Here is a 15080-nt window from a genome sequence, read left to right as displayed (position 1 = left end):
CTAGGCGGGCTTCTGAACCAGCGGCGGGCCGCTGAACTCGGTCTCTATGGCTACGGACACCTCATCGCCGACGCCCATGGTCGAGCCAGGGGCCGGGACGCCATAGGCGATCCCGAAGTCCGATCGTTTGAACACGCCGGTCGCCGAGAAACCCGTCCGCGCGTTCGGGTCCATCGGGTGGCCCTCATAGCCACCGTTGAAAATCACATCCAGCACCACGGGCTTGGTGACGCCATGCAAGGTGAAGTCGCCGGTGACCTTGGCGGTATTGGCGCCGGTGACCTCGACCTTGGTCGACTTGAAAGTGATGGCCGGATACTGCGCGGCGTTCAGCCACTGCGGCCCGACCAGCTCGTCCTTGAACCCAGCCGGCGGGGCCGGCAGCGTCAGGGAGCGCGGATCGATCGTCGCCTCCAGCGTGGTCAATTCCGGCTTAGCCGGATCGAAGTTCAGCTTGGCGTCAAACTGGGCGAAGGCGGCCGTGTAGTTGGAAAAGCCCAAGTGGTTGACCCGGAACACCACGGTCGAATGCATCTTGTCCAGCGTGTAGGCGCCAGCCGGCACATTGACCGGCGCGGGCTTGGCCGCGGCGGCGGGCGCAGCAGGCGCCTCGGCCTTCTTGGCGGCGGGCTGGGGCGAGCATGCGGTGAAAGCCAGCAGAAGCGTTGCAGCGATTAGCTTGTTCATGGCGGTTCCCTGATGCGACGCTTCCAGAATGCGCCGTCTTGGTGAGGCGATACCCTAAGGACGCGCCGCTAAACTACGTCCCGACAATGGTCGTCAGAAAAGCAGGCCCTTCTCCAACATTCCATGCACGCCCTTCTCGCCATTTACGGTCTGGGTGACGCGGAAATCCACAGCCAAAGAGCAGAACTGGTAGACGTGCACCCGCGTCAGGGCCGAGCGGGCGACGATGAAGTCGATCATGCCGCGTAGGGCCTGTTTCATGGCCGGGTCCAGATCCTCGTTGAAGCCCATGATGATGAAGTGGGTGGGCGTCTCGGCGCGCGGCCAGGTTGCTGCGCCCAGATCGGCGGCCTTGTGCAGGATGAAGATGAAGGTCCCCGTCAGGCCCATTTCCAGCGCGTTGACGCAGACCTCGCCGTCGCCCTGCCGGCCATGACCGTCGCCGACAGAGAAGTTCGCGCCGGGAACCCAGGCCGGCGCGAACAGGGTCGCGCCCGCGCTTAGCTCCTTGTTGTCCATGTTGCCGCCGTGCTCTCGCGGTTCGCGGCTTGAGAGGCGGCCGTACTTGGCCTGCGGCGCGAGGCACCCATGGTGCCGAAGAAGGGCTTCAGCGGCAGGGTCGGTCCCCAGGCGGGCTTGCAGGTCCCCACCGCGCGGTCGACGGCGATGTGGCTGACATAGCGCTCAGGAAAATCCTCCGGCAGGGTTCCGGCCAGCGGGCGCACCACGCAGTAGCCCCAGTCGTTGTTAGGCTCGACAGCCTCGATCCGCACCTCCAGCGTGTCGCCCGGCTCGGCTCCGGCGATGGCCACCGGGCCGGTCAGGATGTGGGGTCCAATCCGTTCAAGCCTGGCGTCGTGAATGGCCTGAAGGGCTGGCGGAATGACCAGGCCGCTATCTGGACCCGGCATCACCTCCACGCCGCCCGACACACAGTCGAAAGTGACGCTGTCGCCGGACGCAATGGTCAAGACCGGATCGAAGGCGGCGTCGAACATGCCGAAACGGATGGTGTCCGGGGTCGAGGCGAGGTGGTGGCGCATCAAGTAAGCCTTCTCTTACAAAAGGCCACTTCGACTCTCATTGGGCGCGCGACCCAAGCTCTGGCCCCTGCCCGGCGAAACGATTGCCGCTAGGCGCCCATCCAGCGAGCGTTTGGCGGCGCGGCTGTGCTCCAGGCGAGCGCGCCAGTCCAGCCGGACGGCAAAGCGCGGCCGCACTAGCCTCACGCGGCGACGCGGGTATATGAATAAATTTCTTACTTATGGAGACCGTCCAGCGATGGCCATCGATCCGGCGCTCAAGGCCTTTCTCGACCTCACCGATGGCGATGTCGCGGCCTATGCCGACGCCCGGTCGTCGGAGATCGGCCTGACCCTGCCCGAGGCCACACTGCCCGCCGTCCGCGAGAACCTGGCCCTGCTGCGCACCCAGACCGCCCTCTTCGTCGCCGCCCTTGGCGAGCGCGCTGGCGAGGCCGCCGAGACCTTCGAGCCATGAGTTTTCCCAGCGTCGTCGAGATCGCCGGCGAGGTCCGCGCCGGCCGCGTCACCGCCCGCGCCGTAACCGAGGCGACCCTGTCGCGCATCGCCCGTCGCAATCCAGCGCTCAACGCCTTCACCGCCGTGCTGACCGAACGAGCCCTTGCCAGGGCCGAGAAGGTGGACGCCGCCCTCACCGCTGGTCAGCCGGTTGGCCCGCTGGCCGGCGTTCCGTTCGCGGTGAAGAACCTGTTCGACATCGAGGGCCTGCCCACCTTGGCCGGCTCCAGTATCCGGCGAAGCGCGGCTCCGCCCTCGCGCGACGCCACCCTGATCCAGCGGCTCGAAGCCGCCGGCGCCATCCTGGTCGGCGCCCTGAACATGGACGAGTTCGCCTATGGCTTCGTCACCGAGAACGCCCATGACGGCCCGACCCACAATCCTCACGACCTGAGCCGCATCGCCGGCGGCTCGTCCGGCGGCTCGGCAGCGGCGGTGGCCGCGGGCCTGACGCCCCTGACCCTGGGCTCGGACACCAACGGCTCGATCCGCATTCCCGCCAGCCTGTGCGGCGTGTATGGCCTCAAACCCACCTATGGCCGCCTGTCGCGGCAGGGCGTGTTCCCGTTCGTCGAGAGCCTGGACCACGCCGGCGCCTTCGCCCGCTCGGTCGAGGATCTGGCCTTGGCCTATGACGTGATGCAGGGGCAGGACACCGAGGGCGACGCGATTTGCATACGCGCGGCCGAACCGGTTTCAGACAAGCTCTCCGCCCTGGCCGCTACCCCTCTGCGGGTCGGCGTTCTGGGCGGTTGGTTCGCTCAAGGGGCCTTTCCCGAAGTGCTCGAAGCGCTCGACGCCGTGGCCAAGGCGCTGGACGCCAGGGACGGGGTGATCCTGCCGGGCGCCCAGGCCGCCCGCGCCGCCGCCTTCTGCCTGACGCCCGTCGAGGCGGCCCATCTCCACCTGTCAAACTTGAAGACCTGGGCAATGGACTACGACCCCGCGGTGCGTGACCGCCTGCTGGCCGGGGCCCTGTTGCCGCCCGGCATCGCCGAGGCCGCCCAACGCTATCGCACGATCTTCCGCGACGAGGTTCGCCGCGCCTTCGAACGGTTCGACATCCTGTTGGCCCCGTCGTCGGTCTGTCCTGCCCCCGGCATCGGCCAGGCGACCATGGAGATGGGCGGAGAGCAGGTTTCGGTGCGCAAGAACCTGGGCGCCTTCACCCAGCCGATCAGCTATATCGGCCTGCCGGTGCTGGCCGCGCCTGTGAACCGTCCCGGCCGGCTGCCGATCGGCGTGCAGATTATCGCCCCCGCTTGGCGCGAGGATCTGGCCCTAGCTGCGGGCCTGAGGCTGCAGCGGTTGGGCGTGGTCGCCGCCCATGAGCCCGAGAGCTTCCAATGATCCTCAACGATCCGATCGTCCTGGCCGAGGTCACCGCCGCCGTCGACGCCTATGAGACGGCCCTGATGGACAATGACATCGAGGCCCTGGACGGCGCATTCTGGAACTCGCCCCACACGGTGCGACTGGGCGTCGCCGAGAACCTCTACGGCTTCGACGAAATTGCAGCCTTCCGCATTGGCCGGGCCGGCGGCTCCCCGCCCCGCACGCGCCTGCGCACCGAAATCACCACCTTCGGGTCCGACTTCGCCATCGCCAATGTCGAGTTTCGGCGTGATGGCGCAGGCAAGATCGGCCGCCAGAGCCAGACCTGGATTCGCACCGCCGAGGGTTGGAAAGTCGCCTCCGCCCACGTCTCTTTGATGCAGGCCGGGGCCGACCAACGCCTCGCGCCGCCATCCGAAAACCGCTAGAGCCCGCCCATGACGCACAAGATCATTTTCGACACAGATCCCGGCATCGACGACGCCATGGCCCTGCTGTTCATCGAGGCCAGCTCCGCCCTCGACCTGTTGGCCATCACCACGATCTTCGGCAATTCCGACATCGAGACCACCACCCGCAACGCGCTTTATTTGAAGCGGCGCTTCGGCGTGTCGGCGCCCGTCTACAAGGGAACAGACGAGCCCCTGACCCGGGCGCGCAACCCCTCGCCCACCTTCGTGCACGGCGAGAACGGCCTGGGCGACGTCGAACTGACCGGTCTGGTTCCCGCCCTGCCGGAGGCCAAGCCGGCCCACCAAGCGATCATCGACATCGCGCGGGAACATCCCGGCGAGGTGACCTTGGTCGCCGTCGGCCCTTTGACCAACCTGGCCCTGGCCCTGAAGGCCGATCCCGAGGTCTCCACGCTTCTGAAGGCCGTGGTGATCATGGGCGGCGCATTTGGCATCGCTGGCAAGCCGGGCAATGTCACGCCCGTTGCCGAGGCCAATATCTGGAACGATCCGGAAGCCGCCGACTTGGTCTTCACCGCGCCGTGGAAACTGACCGCTGTCAGCCTGGACGTCACCACCCAGGTGGTCATGTCGCCAGCCTATATGGACGCCCTGGAAGCCTCGGCCGGCCCAGCCGGGGCATTTCTGAACGCGATCTCAAAGCCCTATGCGACGTTCTATGGCGGTCGCGACGGCATCAGCGGCTGCTGCGTCCACGACGCGGCGGCGGTGGCGTTCGTGATCGATCCGTCGCTGTTTACGGTGCGTCGCGGTTCGGTGCGCGTGATCACCGACGGCGTCGCCTTGGGTCAGACCTGCCTGAAGGCCGAGGGCGAGCTGTTCGGCCCCTCGGCCTGGGACGACCAGCCCATCCAGGCAGTGACCGTGGCGGTGGATGAGGCGGGATTGTTGAAGCTGTATGCCGAGACGATGAGGGTCTAGCGGCGCGTCATCCGACTACCGTCGATGCCGCTCTACCCCGGCCAGATACGTCCGCTCGACCACCCGGTCGTCCGCCAGCACCGTCAGCGCGAACAGCCGGTTCTCCAGGCTCCGATCTTCACCCAGACGCCGTGCCAGCAACGGCGTAGCGGCCAGGTCCAACACCAGGAAGTCGGCCTCCTTGCCCGGCGCGAGATTGCCGATCCGGTCGCCTAGGTCCAGCGCCCTCGCTCCGCCTAGCGTAGCGAGATAAAGCGCATGGAACGGGTCCAGCGCCGTTCCGCGCAGTTGGCCGACCTTGTAGGCCTCGCCCAGGGTGTGAAGGATTGAGAAGGTGGTGCCGGCCCCGACATCGGTGCCGATTCCGACTTTGGCGCCGTGCGCGCAGGCAATCTCCAGCGGGAACAGGCCCGAGCCGAGGAACAGGTTCGAGGTCGGACAGAACGCCACCGCCGAACCCGCCGCCGCTAGCCGCTCGAACGCGCCACCGCTAAGGTGGACGCAGTGAGCAAAGACCGAACGTGGGCCGACCAGGCCGAAACGGTCGTAGACGTCCAGATAGTCGCTCGCCTCCGGGAACAGCGCCGCCGTCTGGTCGATCTCGCGCTGGTTCTCCGACAGGTGGGTCTGCATCCAGACGCCAGGGTTCTGGGCCAGCACTTCGCCCGCCATGGCCAGCTGCTGGTCGCTGCAACTGATGGCGAAGCGCGGGGTGACCGCGTAGCCCAGTCGACCCTTGCCGTGCCACTCGGCGATCAGGCTCTGCATATCGGCGCGGCTGGTCTCCACCGTGTCGGTAAGGCCCTCGGGCGCATTGCGGTCCATCAGCGACTTGCCGGCGATCAGCCGCATGTCGCGGGCCAGGGCGGCGCGGAACAGGGCCTCGACCGAGCGCTTGTGCACCGAGCCGAACACCAGCGCCGTGGTGGTGCCATTGCGCAGCAGCTCCTCGACGAAGAACTCGGCGGCCTCGGCGGCGTGATCCGGATCGGCGAAAGCGGCCTCGGCGGGGAAGGTGTGCTGCTCCAGCCAGTCCAGCAGCTGGGCGCCATGGGCGGCGATGATGTCGACCTGGGGGAAGTGGATGTGGGTGTCGATGAAGCCCGAGGTAATCAGCCTGCCAGGCAGCTCCTCGACCGACGCCTCGCCGACCAGCCCCAAAAGTTCGGTCCAGTTGCCGCAGGCCACGACATGGCCGTCCTCGACCAGCAGCAAGCCGTCCTCGTGAAAGGCGACGGCCTCCGCGTTCCTGGTCGGATCGTCCAGCAGGTGGAGGATCGACGCCCTATAGGCTTGCAACAGCCAGGTCCTTGTCATTGGAAATACGCGCCGCTTCCAGGCGCATCAGCAGGTCGGCGGCTACCGAGACGGCGATCACCTCGGGGGCCTTGCTCTTCAGGTGCGGCAGGCCGATGGGGCAGGTCAGGCGGGTCAGGGCAACCTCCGAAAAGCCGTTGTCGCGCAGCCGGCTCATGAACCGGGCGCGCTTGGTCCTAGAGCCGATCAGACCCAGATAGGCAAAGCCTCCACCCGCCAGTCCGGCCGAGGCCAGGGCGTAATCCAGGCTGTGGTCGTGGGTGAAGATCAGGCCATAGGCGTCGCCGCCAGCCCCCACTGCGGCGGCGGCCATCCCGGCCGGCTCGGCCACGGTGACCCCGGGGATATCAGCGGTCTCGGGACGGCTGTCATACCAGGACAGCTTGAAGGGTAACGGCGCGAAGGCCCGCGCCACGGCCTGGCCGACATGGCCAGCGCCGAACAACAGCAGCGGCGGACGCGGCGCGTCGTTGCGCTCCACCAGCTCGTCGCCCAGCTCGGGACGCGCGCCTCGCGCGGCGGCCTGGGCGCCGGACAAGGTGACCGGCGGCGCATCCGAACTGCCGGCGATCGGCACGATGGTCTTGGTCAGCAGGCCCGGATCGAAGCGAGTGCGGACCTCGAAGGGCTGGTCGGCGTCCATCCGGCGGGCGGCATCGGTCAGCCAATCCCGGCTGGCGGCCTCGACCCGCTCGATCAGCAGCCGCACCCGGCCGCCGCAGCACTGGGCCAGCAGCGGACCCAAGGGATAGTCCTGGATAGCGAAACTGGCCTGCGAGCCGCTCAGCATTTTGCGCGCCTGACTGGTCGCCTGGTGCTCCAGATTGCCCCCGCCGATGGTGCCGAACTGGCCGCCTTCCCAAACCACCATCTTCGTCCCGGCCTCGCGAGGGGCCGAACCCTCGGTGGCAAGGACCGTGACCAGGGCGGCGGGTTGGCTCTCGTTGACCCGAGCCAGGGCGGAGCGAGCCCAGTTAGCCATAAGCGACTGCCCTCCGCCGCACATCCTCGACCGCCATCAGGATACGTTCCGGCGTGGCCGGCGCATCTAGCATCGGCATGACCCGACGGTCGGCGACACTCGCCACCGCCCAGGTAATCGCCGAGAATACCGAGATCGCCAGCATCAGCGGCGGTTCGCCCACTGCCTTGGAGCGGTGGACTGTAGCCTCGACATTGCGGCCGCCCTCCCATAGCCGCACGTCCAGATGGGCCGGACGGTCGCCGATGGTCGGGATCTTGTAGGTCGAGGGGGCGTGGGTGCGCAGGCGGCCCTCGCTGTCGAACACCAGCTCCTCGGTCGTCAGCCAGCCCATACCCTGGATGAATCCGCCTTCGATCTGGCCCAGGTCGATGGCCGGATTCAGCGACTTGCCGACGTCGTGCAGGATATCGGCGCGGACGACCTTCATCTCGCCGCTGAGGGTGTCGATGATCACCTCGCTGCAGGCAGCTCCATAGGCGAAATAGTAAAACGGCCGGCCGCTGTGGCTGGCGCGGTCGTAGTGGATTTTCGGCGTGGCGTAGAAGCCGGTCGAGGACAGCGACACCCGGCCCAGATGCGCCTGACGACACAGGTCGTTGAATGGGACCAGCGTCTCGCCAGCCTTCAGGCCCTGGGGCGTGAACACGACCTCGGCTTCCGCGCAGCCCCACTTCTTTGCGGCGAACTCGACCAGCCGCGCCTTGATAGTGTTGGCAGCGTTCAGCGCCGCCATGCCGTTCAGGTCGGTGCCGGACGAGGCTGCGGTGGCCGAGGTGTTGGGCACCTTGTCGGTAACGGTCGAGGTCGCCTTGACCCGCGAGACGTCGACCTGGAAGGCTTCGGCGACGATCTGGGCGACCTTGGTGAACAGCCCCTGCCCCATCTCGGTGCCGCCGTGGTTCAGCAGAATCGAGCCGTCGGCATAGAGATGGATCAGGGCGCCGGCCTGATTGAGGTGCGTGGTGGTGAAGGAGATTCCGAACTTTACCGGCGTCAGGGCGATGCCCTTCTTGAGGATCGGGCTGGTCGCGTTGAAGGCGTCGATCTCCCGCCGGCGGGCCTCGTAGTCGCAGGAGGCGGCCAGTTCGGCCAGCAGCTGCGGGGCGACATTGTCCTCGACGGTCTGATGGAAGGGCGTGAGGTTTCGCCCCTTGTCGCCGTACAGATTGCGACGGCGAACCTCCAGCGGATCGACGCCCGTCGCCTGGGCGACGGCGTCCATCACCCGCTCGATGGCGATCATGCCTTGCGGCCCGCCAAAGCCCCGGAAGGCGGTGTTGGAGACCGTATGGGTGCGGAACCGGTGCGATAGGATCTCGACCGCCGGCAGGAAGTAACAATTGTCGGTGTGGAACATCGCCCGGTCGTTGATGGCCATCGACAGGTCCGTGGTCGCCCCGCAGCGCGAGGCCAGTTCCAGAGCGATCCCGGTCAGGACACCGTCGTCGTCGAAGCCGACGTCATAGCCGATCTCGAAGTCATGCCGCTTGCCGGTCATGACCATGTCTTCGTCGCGGTCGGGCCGGCACTTGGCGGCGCGGCCGGTCTTCACCGCCACCAGGGCTGCGGCGGCCGCGAACAGCGAGGCTTGCGTCTCCTTGCCGCCGAACCCGCCGCCCATCCGGCGAACCTCGACGGTGACCGAGGTGTGCGGGCGATCCAGCACGCGAGCGATCAGGTGCTGCACCTCGCTGGGATGCTGGGTGGAGGACCAGACATGGACGTCGCCGTCCTCCCCCGGGATGGCCAGCGCAATCTGGCCTTCGAGATAGAAGTGGTCCTGACCGCCAATCGCGAACTGGCCCTGCAGGCGTCGGGGCGAGGCCGCCAGGGCGGTGGCCGCATCGCCGCGCGCCATGCGCTGGCTGTTCTCGATCTTCAGATCGGCATCGCGAGCGGCGGCGATGTCGATAGCGGCCGGCAGTTCGGAGTAGGCGACCACGGCCTTGGCGGCGGCGGCGCGGGCGGCGGCGATGGAGGTCGCGGCCACCGCAAACAGGCTCTGGCCGACATAGGTCACGGTGTCGGTGGCGAACAGCTTGTCGTCGTGGATCACCGGGCTGACGTCGTTCTCGCCGGGAATGTCGCCTGCGATCAGCACCAGCACCACGCCGGGTGCGGCGCGTACGGCCGAAAGGTCCATCGCCGTGATCCGGGCATGGGCTTTCGTGCTCAGGCCGAAGTGGACATGCAGCATCCCAACCGGCTCTGGCAGGTCGTCGATATAGACAGCCGAGCCCGCGACATGGCGCTTGGCGCTATCATGCGGCAGCGAGGCGTGCACGCCCTGGAAGGCGTCGGTCGGGGGTGCGGTGGCGGCGGAGTCAGCCATTCATCTTCTCCGGGGCGGCGCTCTCCGGTTCGACCCGGGTCGCACGGCCCGGCTGTGTCATCTCGATGAAGACGCGGCGCAGCATGTTCCGCGCGGCCAACGCCCGGTACGCCGCCGAGGCCCGCATGTCATCGAGTGGGGTATATTCGGTATCGAGCGCGGCCATGGCCGCCTCGACCGTCGCCTCGGTCCAGAGCTGGCCGACCAAGGCTGCCTCGCAGGCGGTCGCCCGCTTCGGTGTACCGGCCATGCCGCCGAAGGCGATCCGCGCCGATGTCACGACGCCCTCGTCAAGGGTCAGGGCGAAGGCGCCGCACACGGCCGAGATGTCCTGGTCGAAACGCTTGGACAGCTTGAAGACCTTGAAGATCAGGTCTGGCTTCGGCGTCGGCACGATCACCGCCTCGACGAACTCCCCCGGTCGGAGGTCCTGCTTTCCATACTCCAGGAAGAAGGCTTCCAGCGGCATCTGACGCCGCATGCCGCCCCTGTTCAGGATCAAGATCGAGCCCGCCGCGATCAGGGCCGGCGGCATGTCGCCGATGGGCGAACCGTTGGCGATATTCCCGCCGATCGTGCCGCTGTTGCGCACCTGGGTCGAACCCAGCCGCCGCATCATGGCGCCCAGATCCGGATAGAGCCCGGTCAGGGTCTGCAGCGCGTCGACATAGCGAACCCCGGCGCCAATGCGGACGCCGTCCTCGACGGTCTCGATGACCTTGAGTTCAGCGACTTGGCCAATATCGATCAGGGTCTTTAACGGCCTGCGGAGCTTGGTTATCCACAGGCCCACATCCGTCGCGCCGGCGACGATGACAGCGTCCGAATGCGCCAGAGCCACCTGAGCGAGTTGCTCCAGAGACCTCGGCGCCAGCCAGCGACGGGTCACGCCCTGAACCGGATCCTCATGCGTCAGGTCCAGCATGGTCTCGTCGCGCAAGGCCGACAGATCCATCTCCGGCGCGGCCTCGGCCTCGACACCCTTGGCGACCTCGATGATCGGACCATAGCCGGTGCAGCGGCACAGGTTTCCCGCCAGCATCTCGGCCGGCGGCGCGTCCGCGCCCTTGGCGCCAACCGCCTTGCCATAGAGCGACATGACGATGCCCGGCGTGCAGAAGCCGCATTGCGAGCCGTGCTTGTCGATCATGGCCTGCTGCACCGGATGCAAGGCGCCATGGCTTGCCAGGCTTTCGACCGTCATCAGAGCCTTGCCGTGCAGCATCGGCAGGAACTGGATGCAGGAATTGACCGCCCGCCACGTCACGCGCTCCCCGTCAGGTTCGCCGACCAGCACGGTGCACGATCCGCAGTCGCCCTCGGCGCAGCCCTCCTTGGTTCCGGTGCGGCGCAGATCGCCGCGCAGGTGCTCCAGCAGAGTTCGGGTCGGGTCGACGCCACGCACCTCTTGCACCTGGCCATCCAGCAGGAAGCGGATCATGCCCTCTTGTTTCGGTTGGGGCATCAACTGCCCCGATAGGTCGAATAGCCGTAGGGCGAGACCAGCAACGGCACATGCCAATGCTGATCGACGTTCGATACGGCGAAGTCGATGACCACCACGTCCAGGAACGGCGGATCGGTCACCACGGCGCCCGTCGCCCTGAAGTGATCACCGATGGAAAATTCCAGGCGATAACCGCCGACCACGATGTCCTCGCCGGCGATCAACCGCGCACGGCCGTCGTCATCCGTACGAAATTCCGCCAACAGGGCCAGGCCTTCGCCCTCATGGCGCGAAACGCGCACCAGGACCCCGGCCGCTGGCCGCCCGACCGCCTGGTCGAGAATATGGGTCGTCAGTCCGCTCATGCCCTGCCCTTCCAACTTGCCAGCCGATGCTCGGCCCGCCCGCGCGCACTGTCCAGAGCCATACGCCGCAACGGATCGCGCCCGCTGGGTGCGCCACCGAACGCGGCGGCCGGCGCCCGCAAGTCAGGCATATATAATATATTTATTACTTGCCAGAGTCCGCACTCACCCATCCAAATGTGACCGCTACCACAAAAAGTATTCCTATTCGGCGCATAGGGTTGGCAATGGCGGCCCTTCCCCGGTAGCTAGACCCCGACGGCCCGCGACCAAGACGGGCCGCGCGACGATGCTCCGCGCAGACGCCCAAGAGGAACACGATGGACGAGGATTTCCGCAAGGCTGCTCTGGACTATCACCGTCTGCCGCGGCCCGGAAAACTGGCGATCGAGGCCACCAAGCGCATGGCCACCCAGCGCGACCTCGGCCTGGCCTATTCTCCCGGCGTCGCCGCCCCTTGCGAAGCCATCGCCGCTGATCCCGAAAAGGCTCGCGACTACACAGCGCGCGGCAATCTGGTGGCCGTAATCTCCAACGGCACCGCCGTGCTTGGCCTGGGTAATATCGGCCCGCTGGCCAGCAAGCCGGTGATGGAAGGCAAGGCTGTTCTCTTCAAGAAGTTCGCAGGCATCGACGTTTTCGACCTCGAAGTCGACGCCGAAGATCCCGACAAGTTCATCGAGGTGGTCGCCGCGCTCGAACCCACCTTCGGCGGCATTAATCTGGAGGATATCAAGGCCCCCGAGTGCTTCATTATCGAGCGCAAACTGCGCGAACGGATGAAAATCCCGGTCTTCCACGACGACCAGCACGGCACCGCCATCGTCTGCGCCGCCGCCGTCCGCAATGCCCTGCTCGTTCAGGGCAAGACCCTGAAAGACGTCAAACTGGTCACTTCTGGCGCCGGCGCGGCGGCCCTGGCCTGCGTCGATCTGCTGGTCTCGATGGGACTGCCCGTCGACAACGTCACCCTGACCGACATCAAGGGCGTCGTTTACGCCGGCCGCGATGACGACATGCTCGACAACATGGCGCGCTACGCCCGCCATACCGACGCTCGCACGCTGTCGGAAGTGCTGGCCGGCGCCGACATCTTCCTGGGCCTGTCGGCCCCGCGCGTGTTCAAGGCCGAATGGCTGCCTTTGCTGGCGCCCAATCCGCTGATCCTGGCCATGGCCAATCCAGAGCCGGAAATCCTGCCCGAGCTGGTGACCGCCGCTCGCCCCGACGCGATCATGGCCACCGGGCGCAGCGACTATCCCAACCAGGTCAACAACGTTCTGTGCTTCCCCTTCATCTTCCGGGGCGCGCTGGATGTTGGGGCCTCCGAAATCAACGAAGCCATGAAGGTGGCAGCCGTTGAGGCCATCGCTGAACTGGCCCGCGCCGAAGCGTCCGAAGTGGTGGCCTCGGCCTATGGCGGAGTCGCGCCGATGTTTGGCGCGCAGTACATCATCCCCAAGCCCTTCGATCCGCGCCTGATCCTGCAGATCGCTCCGGCCGTGGCGCGAGCGGCGATGGAGAGCGGCGTCGCCACCCGGCCGATCGCCGACTTCGACGCCTATCGCCAGGAGCTGGAGCTGTTCGTCTATCGCTCCGGCCAACTGATGCGGCCGCTGTTCGAGCGGGCTCGCAAGGCGACCAAGGCCTCCACCGTCCGCGTGGCCTATGCCGAGGGCGAGGACGAGCGCGTGCTGCGCGCCGTCCAGACCGTGCTCGACGAAGGCCTGGCCAAGCCGGTTCTGATCGGCCGCCGCGAGACGATCATCGCCAAGGCCACGGAGATGGGTCTGCGCCTGGACTTCGACGGCGCCGTCGAGATCCTCGACCCCGCCGCCGACGCCGAGCTCTTCGCGCCGCTGGTGGCGCGCTATCAGGATCTGGTCAGTCGCCGAGGCGTGCCGCCTGCGGCTGCGGCGCGCCGGGTGACCAACCGTCGGACCGTCTCGGCCTCAATGCTGCTGCAGGCCGGTCACGTCGACGCTGCTCTCGTAGGCGGGGCCGGCGACTGGTGGCAGCACATGACCTATGTGCTGCCGATCATTCCCAAGCGCGAGAATGTCGGCCGGATCTATGCCCTGTCGGCCCTGATCCTGGACAACGGCACGCTGTTCTTCTGCGACACGCACGTCAATGTCGACCCGACAGCCGAGCAGGTGGCCGAGATGACGCTGCTCGCCGCGGAGTCGGTGCGTAGGTTCGGCCTGACGCCGAAGGCGGCCCTGCTCTCGCACTCCAGCTTCGGAGCAAGCAACTCGCCGACCGCCCGCAAGATGCGCGACGCCTTGGCGATCGTGCGCGAAAAGGCGCCCGAGCTTGAGGTCGATGGCGAAATGCATGCCGACGCCGCCCTCTCGCAGGCTCTTCGCGACCGCCTCGTGCACGACAGCGCCCTGAAAGGTTCGGCCAACCTGCTGGTCATGCCGACCCTAGATGCGGCCAATATCAGCCTGACCCTGCTAAGCGCCGCGACCGAAGGCCTGCTGGTCGGACCGATCCTGCTGGGCATGAGCCAGCCTCTGCACGTGCTGACGCCCAGCGTCACAGCGCGCGGCATCGTCAATCTGACGGCCCTGGCGGTGAACCAGGCGGCCAGCGAGCGCTCGCTTCAGGCCTGATCCCGAGACGCAAAAAAGCTCCGCGCGGAGTCAGCCGCCATCCTGAGGATAGAAGCCGCTTCACGCGGAGCCTGATCTGTAGGTCGAAAGGCTGGGCGAACGCGTCGCGCGCCCAACCTCTTCTCCCGATCCTTAGAGAACGCGCAGGTTACCCGCCGAGGTTTTGCCCGAGCGTCGATCCTGTTCGAGTTCGTAGCCGACTTGCTGGCCTTCGTTCAAGCCGCGCAGACCGGCGCGCTCGACGGCCGAAATGTGCACGAAGATGTCGCCGCCGCCATTGTCGGGCTGGATGAACCCGAAGCCCTTAGTGGTGTTGAACCACTTCACGACGCCCGTGCCGGCTTCGCCGCCACCGCCACCGCCACGATCGCTGTCGCGATCACCGAAGCCGCCGCCGCCGCCGCCGCCGCCGCCGCCGCGAGGGGCGTCATAGCCGCCACCGCGAGGAGCATCGAAGCCGCGGGCCGGAGGACGACGCGCAGCCGCCGGGGCGGCGCCCTGGCCGGTCACGCGCAGATTGCCGGCCGAGGTCTTGCCCGAGCGACGATCTTCTTCGAGTTCATAGGCGACCTGGTCGCCTTCGTTCAGGCCCGAAAGGCCCGACCGTTCAACCGCGGCGATGTGGACGAACACGTCCTCGCCGCCATTTTCGGGCTGGATAAAGCCAAAGCCCTTGGCCGGGTTGAACCACTTAACGACACCGTTCGCCATCTTATCCTCAAAAACCTATTCCGTGGGCCAGTTGCCGACCCGCGCCTTCCATAGCATCTCATGACGCAAATCAAAGGATCGCGCCATGGGCTTTGAACGGAGATTCTCGAAGAACGATGTGCGAAGTACAGGAAATTTCGCTTCCGGAGCGATTTTAGGCTGGTTGAGCGGACTATTTTACGGGCCGACGATGGCCCGTTCGACTCTCAAACAAAGCGTGTAGCTGAGCCTTGGGTGCGGGGACAGGATTTGAACCTGTGACCTTCAGGTTATGAGCCTGACGAGCTACCGGGCTGCTCCACCCCGCGGCGAAGTTGGTAGTATGGTGATCGTGGGTAGGGTTGGACT

Annotated in this window: 12 protein-coding genes, 1 tRNA gene and 2 pseudogenes; 5 read left to right on the top strand and 10 right to left on the bottom strand. The window is 66.7% G+C overall.

The features are described from left to right. Together ACP69S_RS12430 and ACP69S_RS12425 are read right to left on the bottom strand one after the other, a co-directional pair. On the bottom strand, nucleotides 1-687 hold the full coding sequence (locus ACP69S_RS12430; protein WP_425997633.1) for a YceI family protein: 687 nt from the start codon (nucleotides 685-687) through the stop codon (nucleotides 1-3). 93 nt (nucleotides 688-780) lie between these two features. Continuing rightward, a pseudogene (locus ACP69S_RS12425) lies at nucleotides 781-1598 on the bottom strand (acetamidase/formamidase family protein). A gap of 370 nt (nucleotides 1599-1968) precedes the next feature. Here ACP69S_RS12425 and ACP69S_RS12420 point away from each other — a divergent pair. From ACP69S_RS12420 to ACP69S_RS12405, 4 genes are read left to right on the top strand one after another with little or no spacing between them, the layout of a single operon-like run. After that, the gene (locus ACP69S_RS12420) at nucleotides 1969-2187 is read left to right on the top strand and encodes a hypothetical protein (RefSeq protein ID WP_425997632.1); all 219 of its coding nucleotides are present in this window, start codon (nucleotides 1969-1971) and stop codon (nucleotides 2185-2187) included. Beyond that, a complete protein-coding gene (locus ACP69S_RS12415; protein ID WP_425997630.1) occupies nucleotides 2184-3578 on the top strand; it encodes an AtzE family amidohydrolase in 1395 nt (464 codons plus the stop codon). Before ACP69S_RS12420 ends, ACP69S_RS12415 begins: the two co-directional genes overlap by 4 nt. Then, nucleotides 3575-3991 carry an oxalurate catabolism protein HpxZ gene (gene hpxZ / locus ACP69S_RS12410; protein ID WP_425997629.1) on the top strand — a complete coding sequence of 139 codons (417 nt, stop codon included), beginning with the start codon at nucleotides 3575-3577 and terminating at the stop codon, nucleotides 3989-3991. Before ACP69S_RS12415 ends, hpxZ begins: the two co-directional genes overlap by 4 nt. 9 nt (nucleotides 3992-4000) lie before the next feature. Continuing rightward, complete coding sequence (locus tag ACP69S_RS12405; RefSeq protein ID WP_425997627.1) at nucleotides 4001-4957, top strand: nucleoside hydrolase; 957 nt, start codon at nucleotides 4001-4003, stop codon at nucleotides 4955-4957. 15 nt (nucleotides 4958-4972) lie between these two features. Here ACP69S_RS12405 and guaD read toward each other — a convergent pair whose 3' ends face one another. The 5 genes from guaD to uraH are packed head-to-tail and all read right to left on the bottom strand — an operon-like array spanning nucleotide 4973 to nucleotide 11403. Continuing rightward, entirely contained in the window at nucleotides 4973-6256 is a 1284-nt protein-coding gene (guaD, locus tag ACP69S_RS12400; protein ID WP_425997625.1) for a guanine deaminase, read from the bottom strand. Continuing rightward, nucleotides 6243-7256, bottom strand: coding sequence for a xanthine dehydrogenase accessory protein XdhC (gene xdhC, locus ACP69S_RS12395; protein ID WP_425997622.1), 1014 nt, complete (start codon nucleotides 7254-7256; stop codon nucleotides 6243-6245). Before xdhC ends, guaD begins: the two co-directional genes overlap by 14 nt. Continuing rightward, nucleotides 7249-9591, bottom strand: coding sequence for a xanthine dehydrogenase molybdopterin binding subunit (xdhB, locus tag ACP69S_RS12390; protein ID WP_425997620.1), 2343 nt, complete (start codon nucleotides 9589-9591; stop codon nucleotides 7249-7251). The genes xdhC and xdhB overlap by 8 nt, the downstream gene beginning before the upstream one ends. After that, the gene (xdhA, locus tag ACP69S_RS12385; RefSeq protein WP_425997618.1) at nucleotides 9584-11056 is read right to left on the bottom strand and encodes a xanthine dehydrogenase small subunit; all 1473 of its coding nucleotides are present in this window, start codon (nucleotides 11054-11056) and stop codon (nucleotides 9584-9586) included. The genes xdhB and xdhA overlap by 8 nt, the downstream gene beginning before the upstream one ends. After that, on the bottom strand, nucleotides 11056-11403 hold the full coding sequence (gene uraH, locus ACP69S_RS12380; protein ID WP_425997616.1) for a hydroxyisourate hydrolase: 348 nt from the start codon (nucleotides 11401-11403) through the stop codon (nucleotides 11056-11058). Before uraH ends, xdhA begins: the two co-directional genes overlap by 1 nt. Before the next feature lie 320 nt (nucleotides 11404-11723). Between uraH and ACP69S_RS12375 the strand changes: the two genes are divergently transcribed. Beyond that, nucleotides 11724-14021: an NADP-dependent malic enzyme gene (locus ACP69S_RS12375; RefSeq protein WP_425997614.1), complete on the top strand. Its 2298-nt coding sequence runs from the start codon at nucleotides 11724-11726 to the stop codon at nucleotides 14019-14021. A 132-nt stretch (nucleotides 14022-14153) separates the two neighbouring features. Here the strand turns inward: ACP69S_RS12375 and ACP69S_RS12370 are convergent, their stop codons facing one another. The 3 genes and pseudogenes from ACP69S_RS12370 to ACP69S_RS12360 all read right to left on the bottom strand — a co-directional run bounded on the left by ACP69S_RS12370 (nucleotide 14154) and on the right by ACP69S_RS12360 (nucleotide 15040). Beyond that, on the bottom strand, nucleotides 14154-14348 hold the full coding sequence (locus ACP69S_RS12370; protein WP_419255879.1) for a cold-shock protein: 195 nt from the start codon (nucleotides 14346-14348) through the stop codon (nucleotides 14154-14156). Nucleotides 14349-14528: 180 nt separating this feature from the next. Further along, nucleotides 14529-14732, bottom strand: a pseudogene (locus tag ACP69S_RS12365) (cold-shock protein); the annotation flags it as partial. A 231-nt stretch (nucleotides 14733-14963) separates the two neighbouring features. Further along, nucleotides 14964-15040 (bottom strand) — tRNA-Met (locus ACP69S_RS12360). Between the last annotated feature and the right edge of the window lie 40 nt (nucleotides 15041-15080).

This window comes from Caulobacter sp. DWR1-3-2b1, assembly GCF_049895765.1.
In the GTDB taxonomy this organism is placed as follows: Bacteria; Pseudomonadota; Alphaproteobacteria; order Caulobacterales; family Caulobacteraceae; genus Caulobacter.
Note: the sequence above shows the minus strand (reverse complement) of the source record. Positions and strands in the feature narration are given on the sequence as shown.

What these genes read in the sequence shown, in the direction of transcription:
- ACP69S_RS12430 (WP_425997633.1), bottom strand. Translation starts at nt 687, where the DNA reads ATGAACAAGCTAATCGCTGCAACGCTTCTGCTGGCTTTCACCGCATGC.
- ACP69S_RS12420 (WP_425997632.1), top strand. Translation starts at nt 1,969, where the DNA reads ATGGCCATCGATCCGGCGCTCAAGGCCTTTCTCGACCTCACCGATGGC.
- ACP69S_RS12415 (WP_425997630.1), top strand. Translation starts at nt 2,184, where the DNA reads ATGAGTTTTCCCAGCGTCGTCGAGATCGCCGGCGAGGTCCGCGCCGGC.
- hpxZ (WP_425997629.1), top strand. Translation starts at nt 3,575, where the DNA reads ATGATCCTCAACGATCCGATCGTCCTGGCCGAGGTCACCGCCGCCGTC.
- ACP69S_RS12405 (WP_425997627.1), top strand. Translation starts at nt 4,001, where the DNA reads ATGACGCACAAGATCATTTTCGACACAGATCCCGGCATCGACGACGCC.
- xdhC (WP_425997622.1), bottom strand. Translation starts at nt 7,256, where the DNA reads ATGGCTAACTGGGCTCGCTCCGCCCTGGCTCGGGTCAACGAGAGCCAA.
- xdhB (WP_425997620.1), bottom strand. Translation starts at nt 9,591, where the DNA reads ATGGCTGACTCCGCCGCCACCGCACCCCCGACCGACGCCTTCCAGGGC.
- xdhA (WP_425997618.1), bottom strand. Translation starts at nt 11,056, where the DNA reads ATGCCCCAACCGAAACAAGAGGGCATGATCCGCTTCCTGCTGGATGGC.
- uraH (WP_425997616.1), bottom strand. Translation starts at nt 11,403, where the DNA reads ATGAGCGGACTGACGACCCATATTCTCGACCAGGCGGTCGGGCGGCCA.
- ACP69S_RS12375 (WP_425997614.1), top strand. Translation starts at nt 11,724, where the DNA reads ATGGACGAGGATTTCCGCAAGGCTGCTCTGGACTATCACCGTCTGCCG.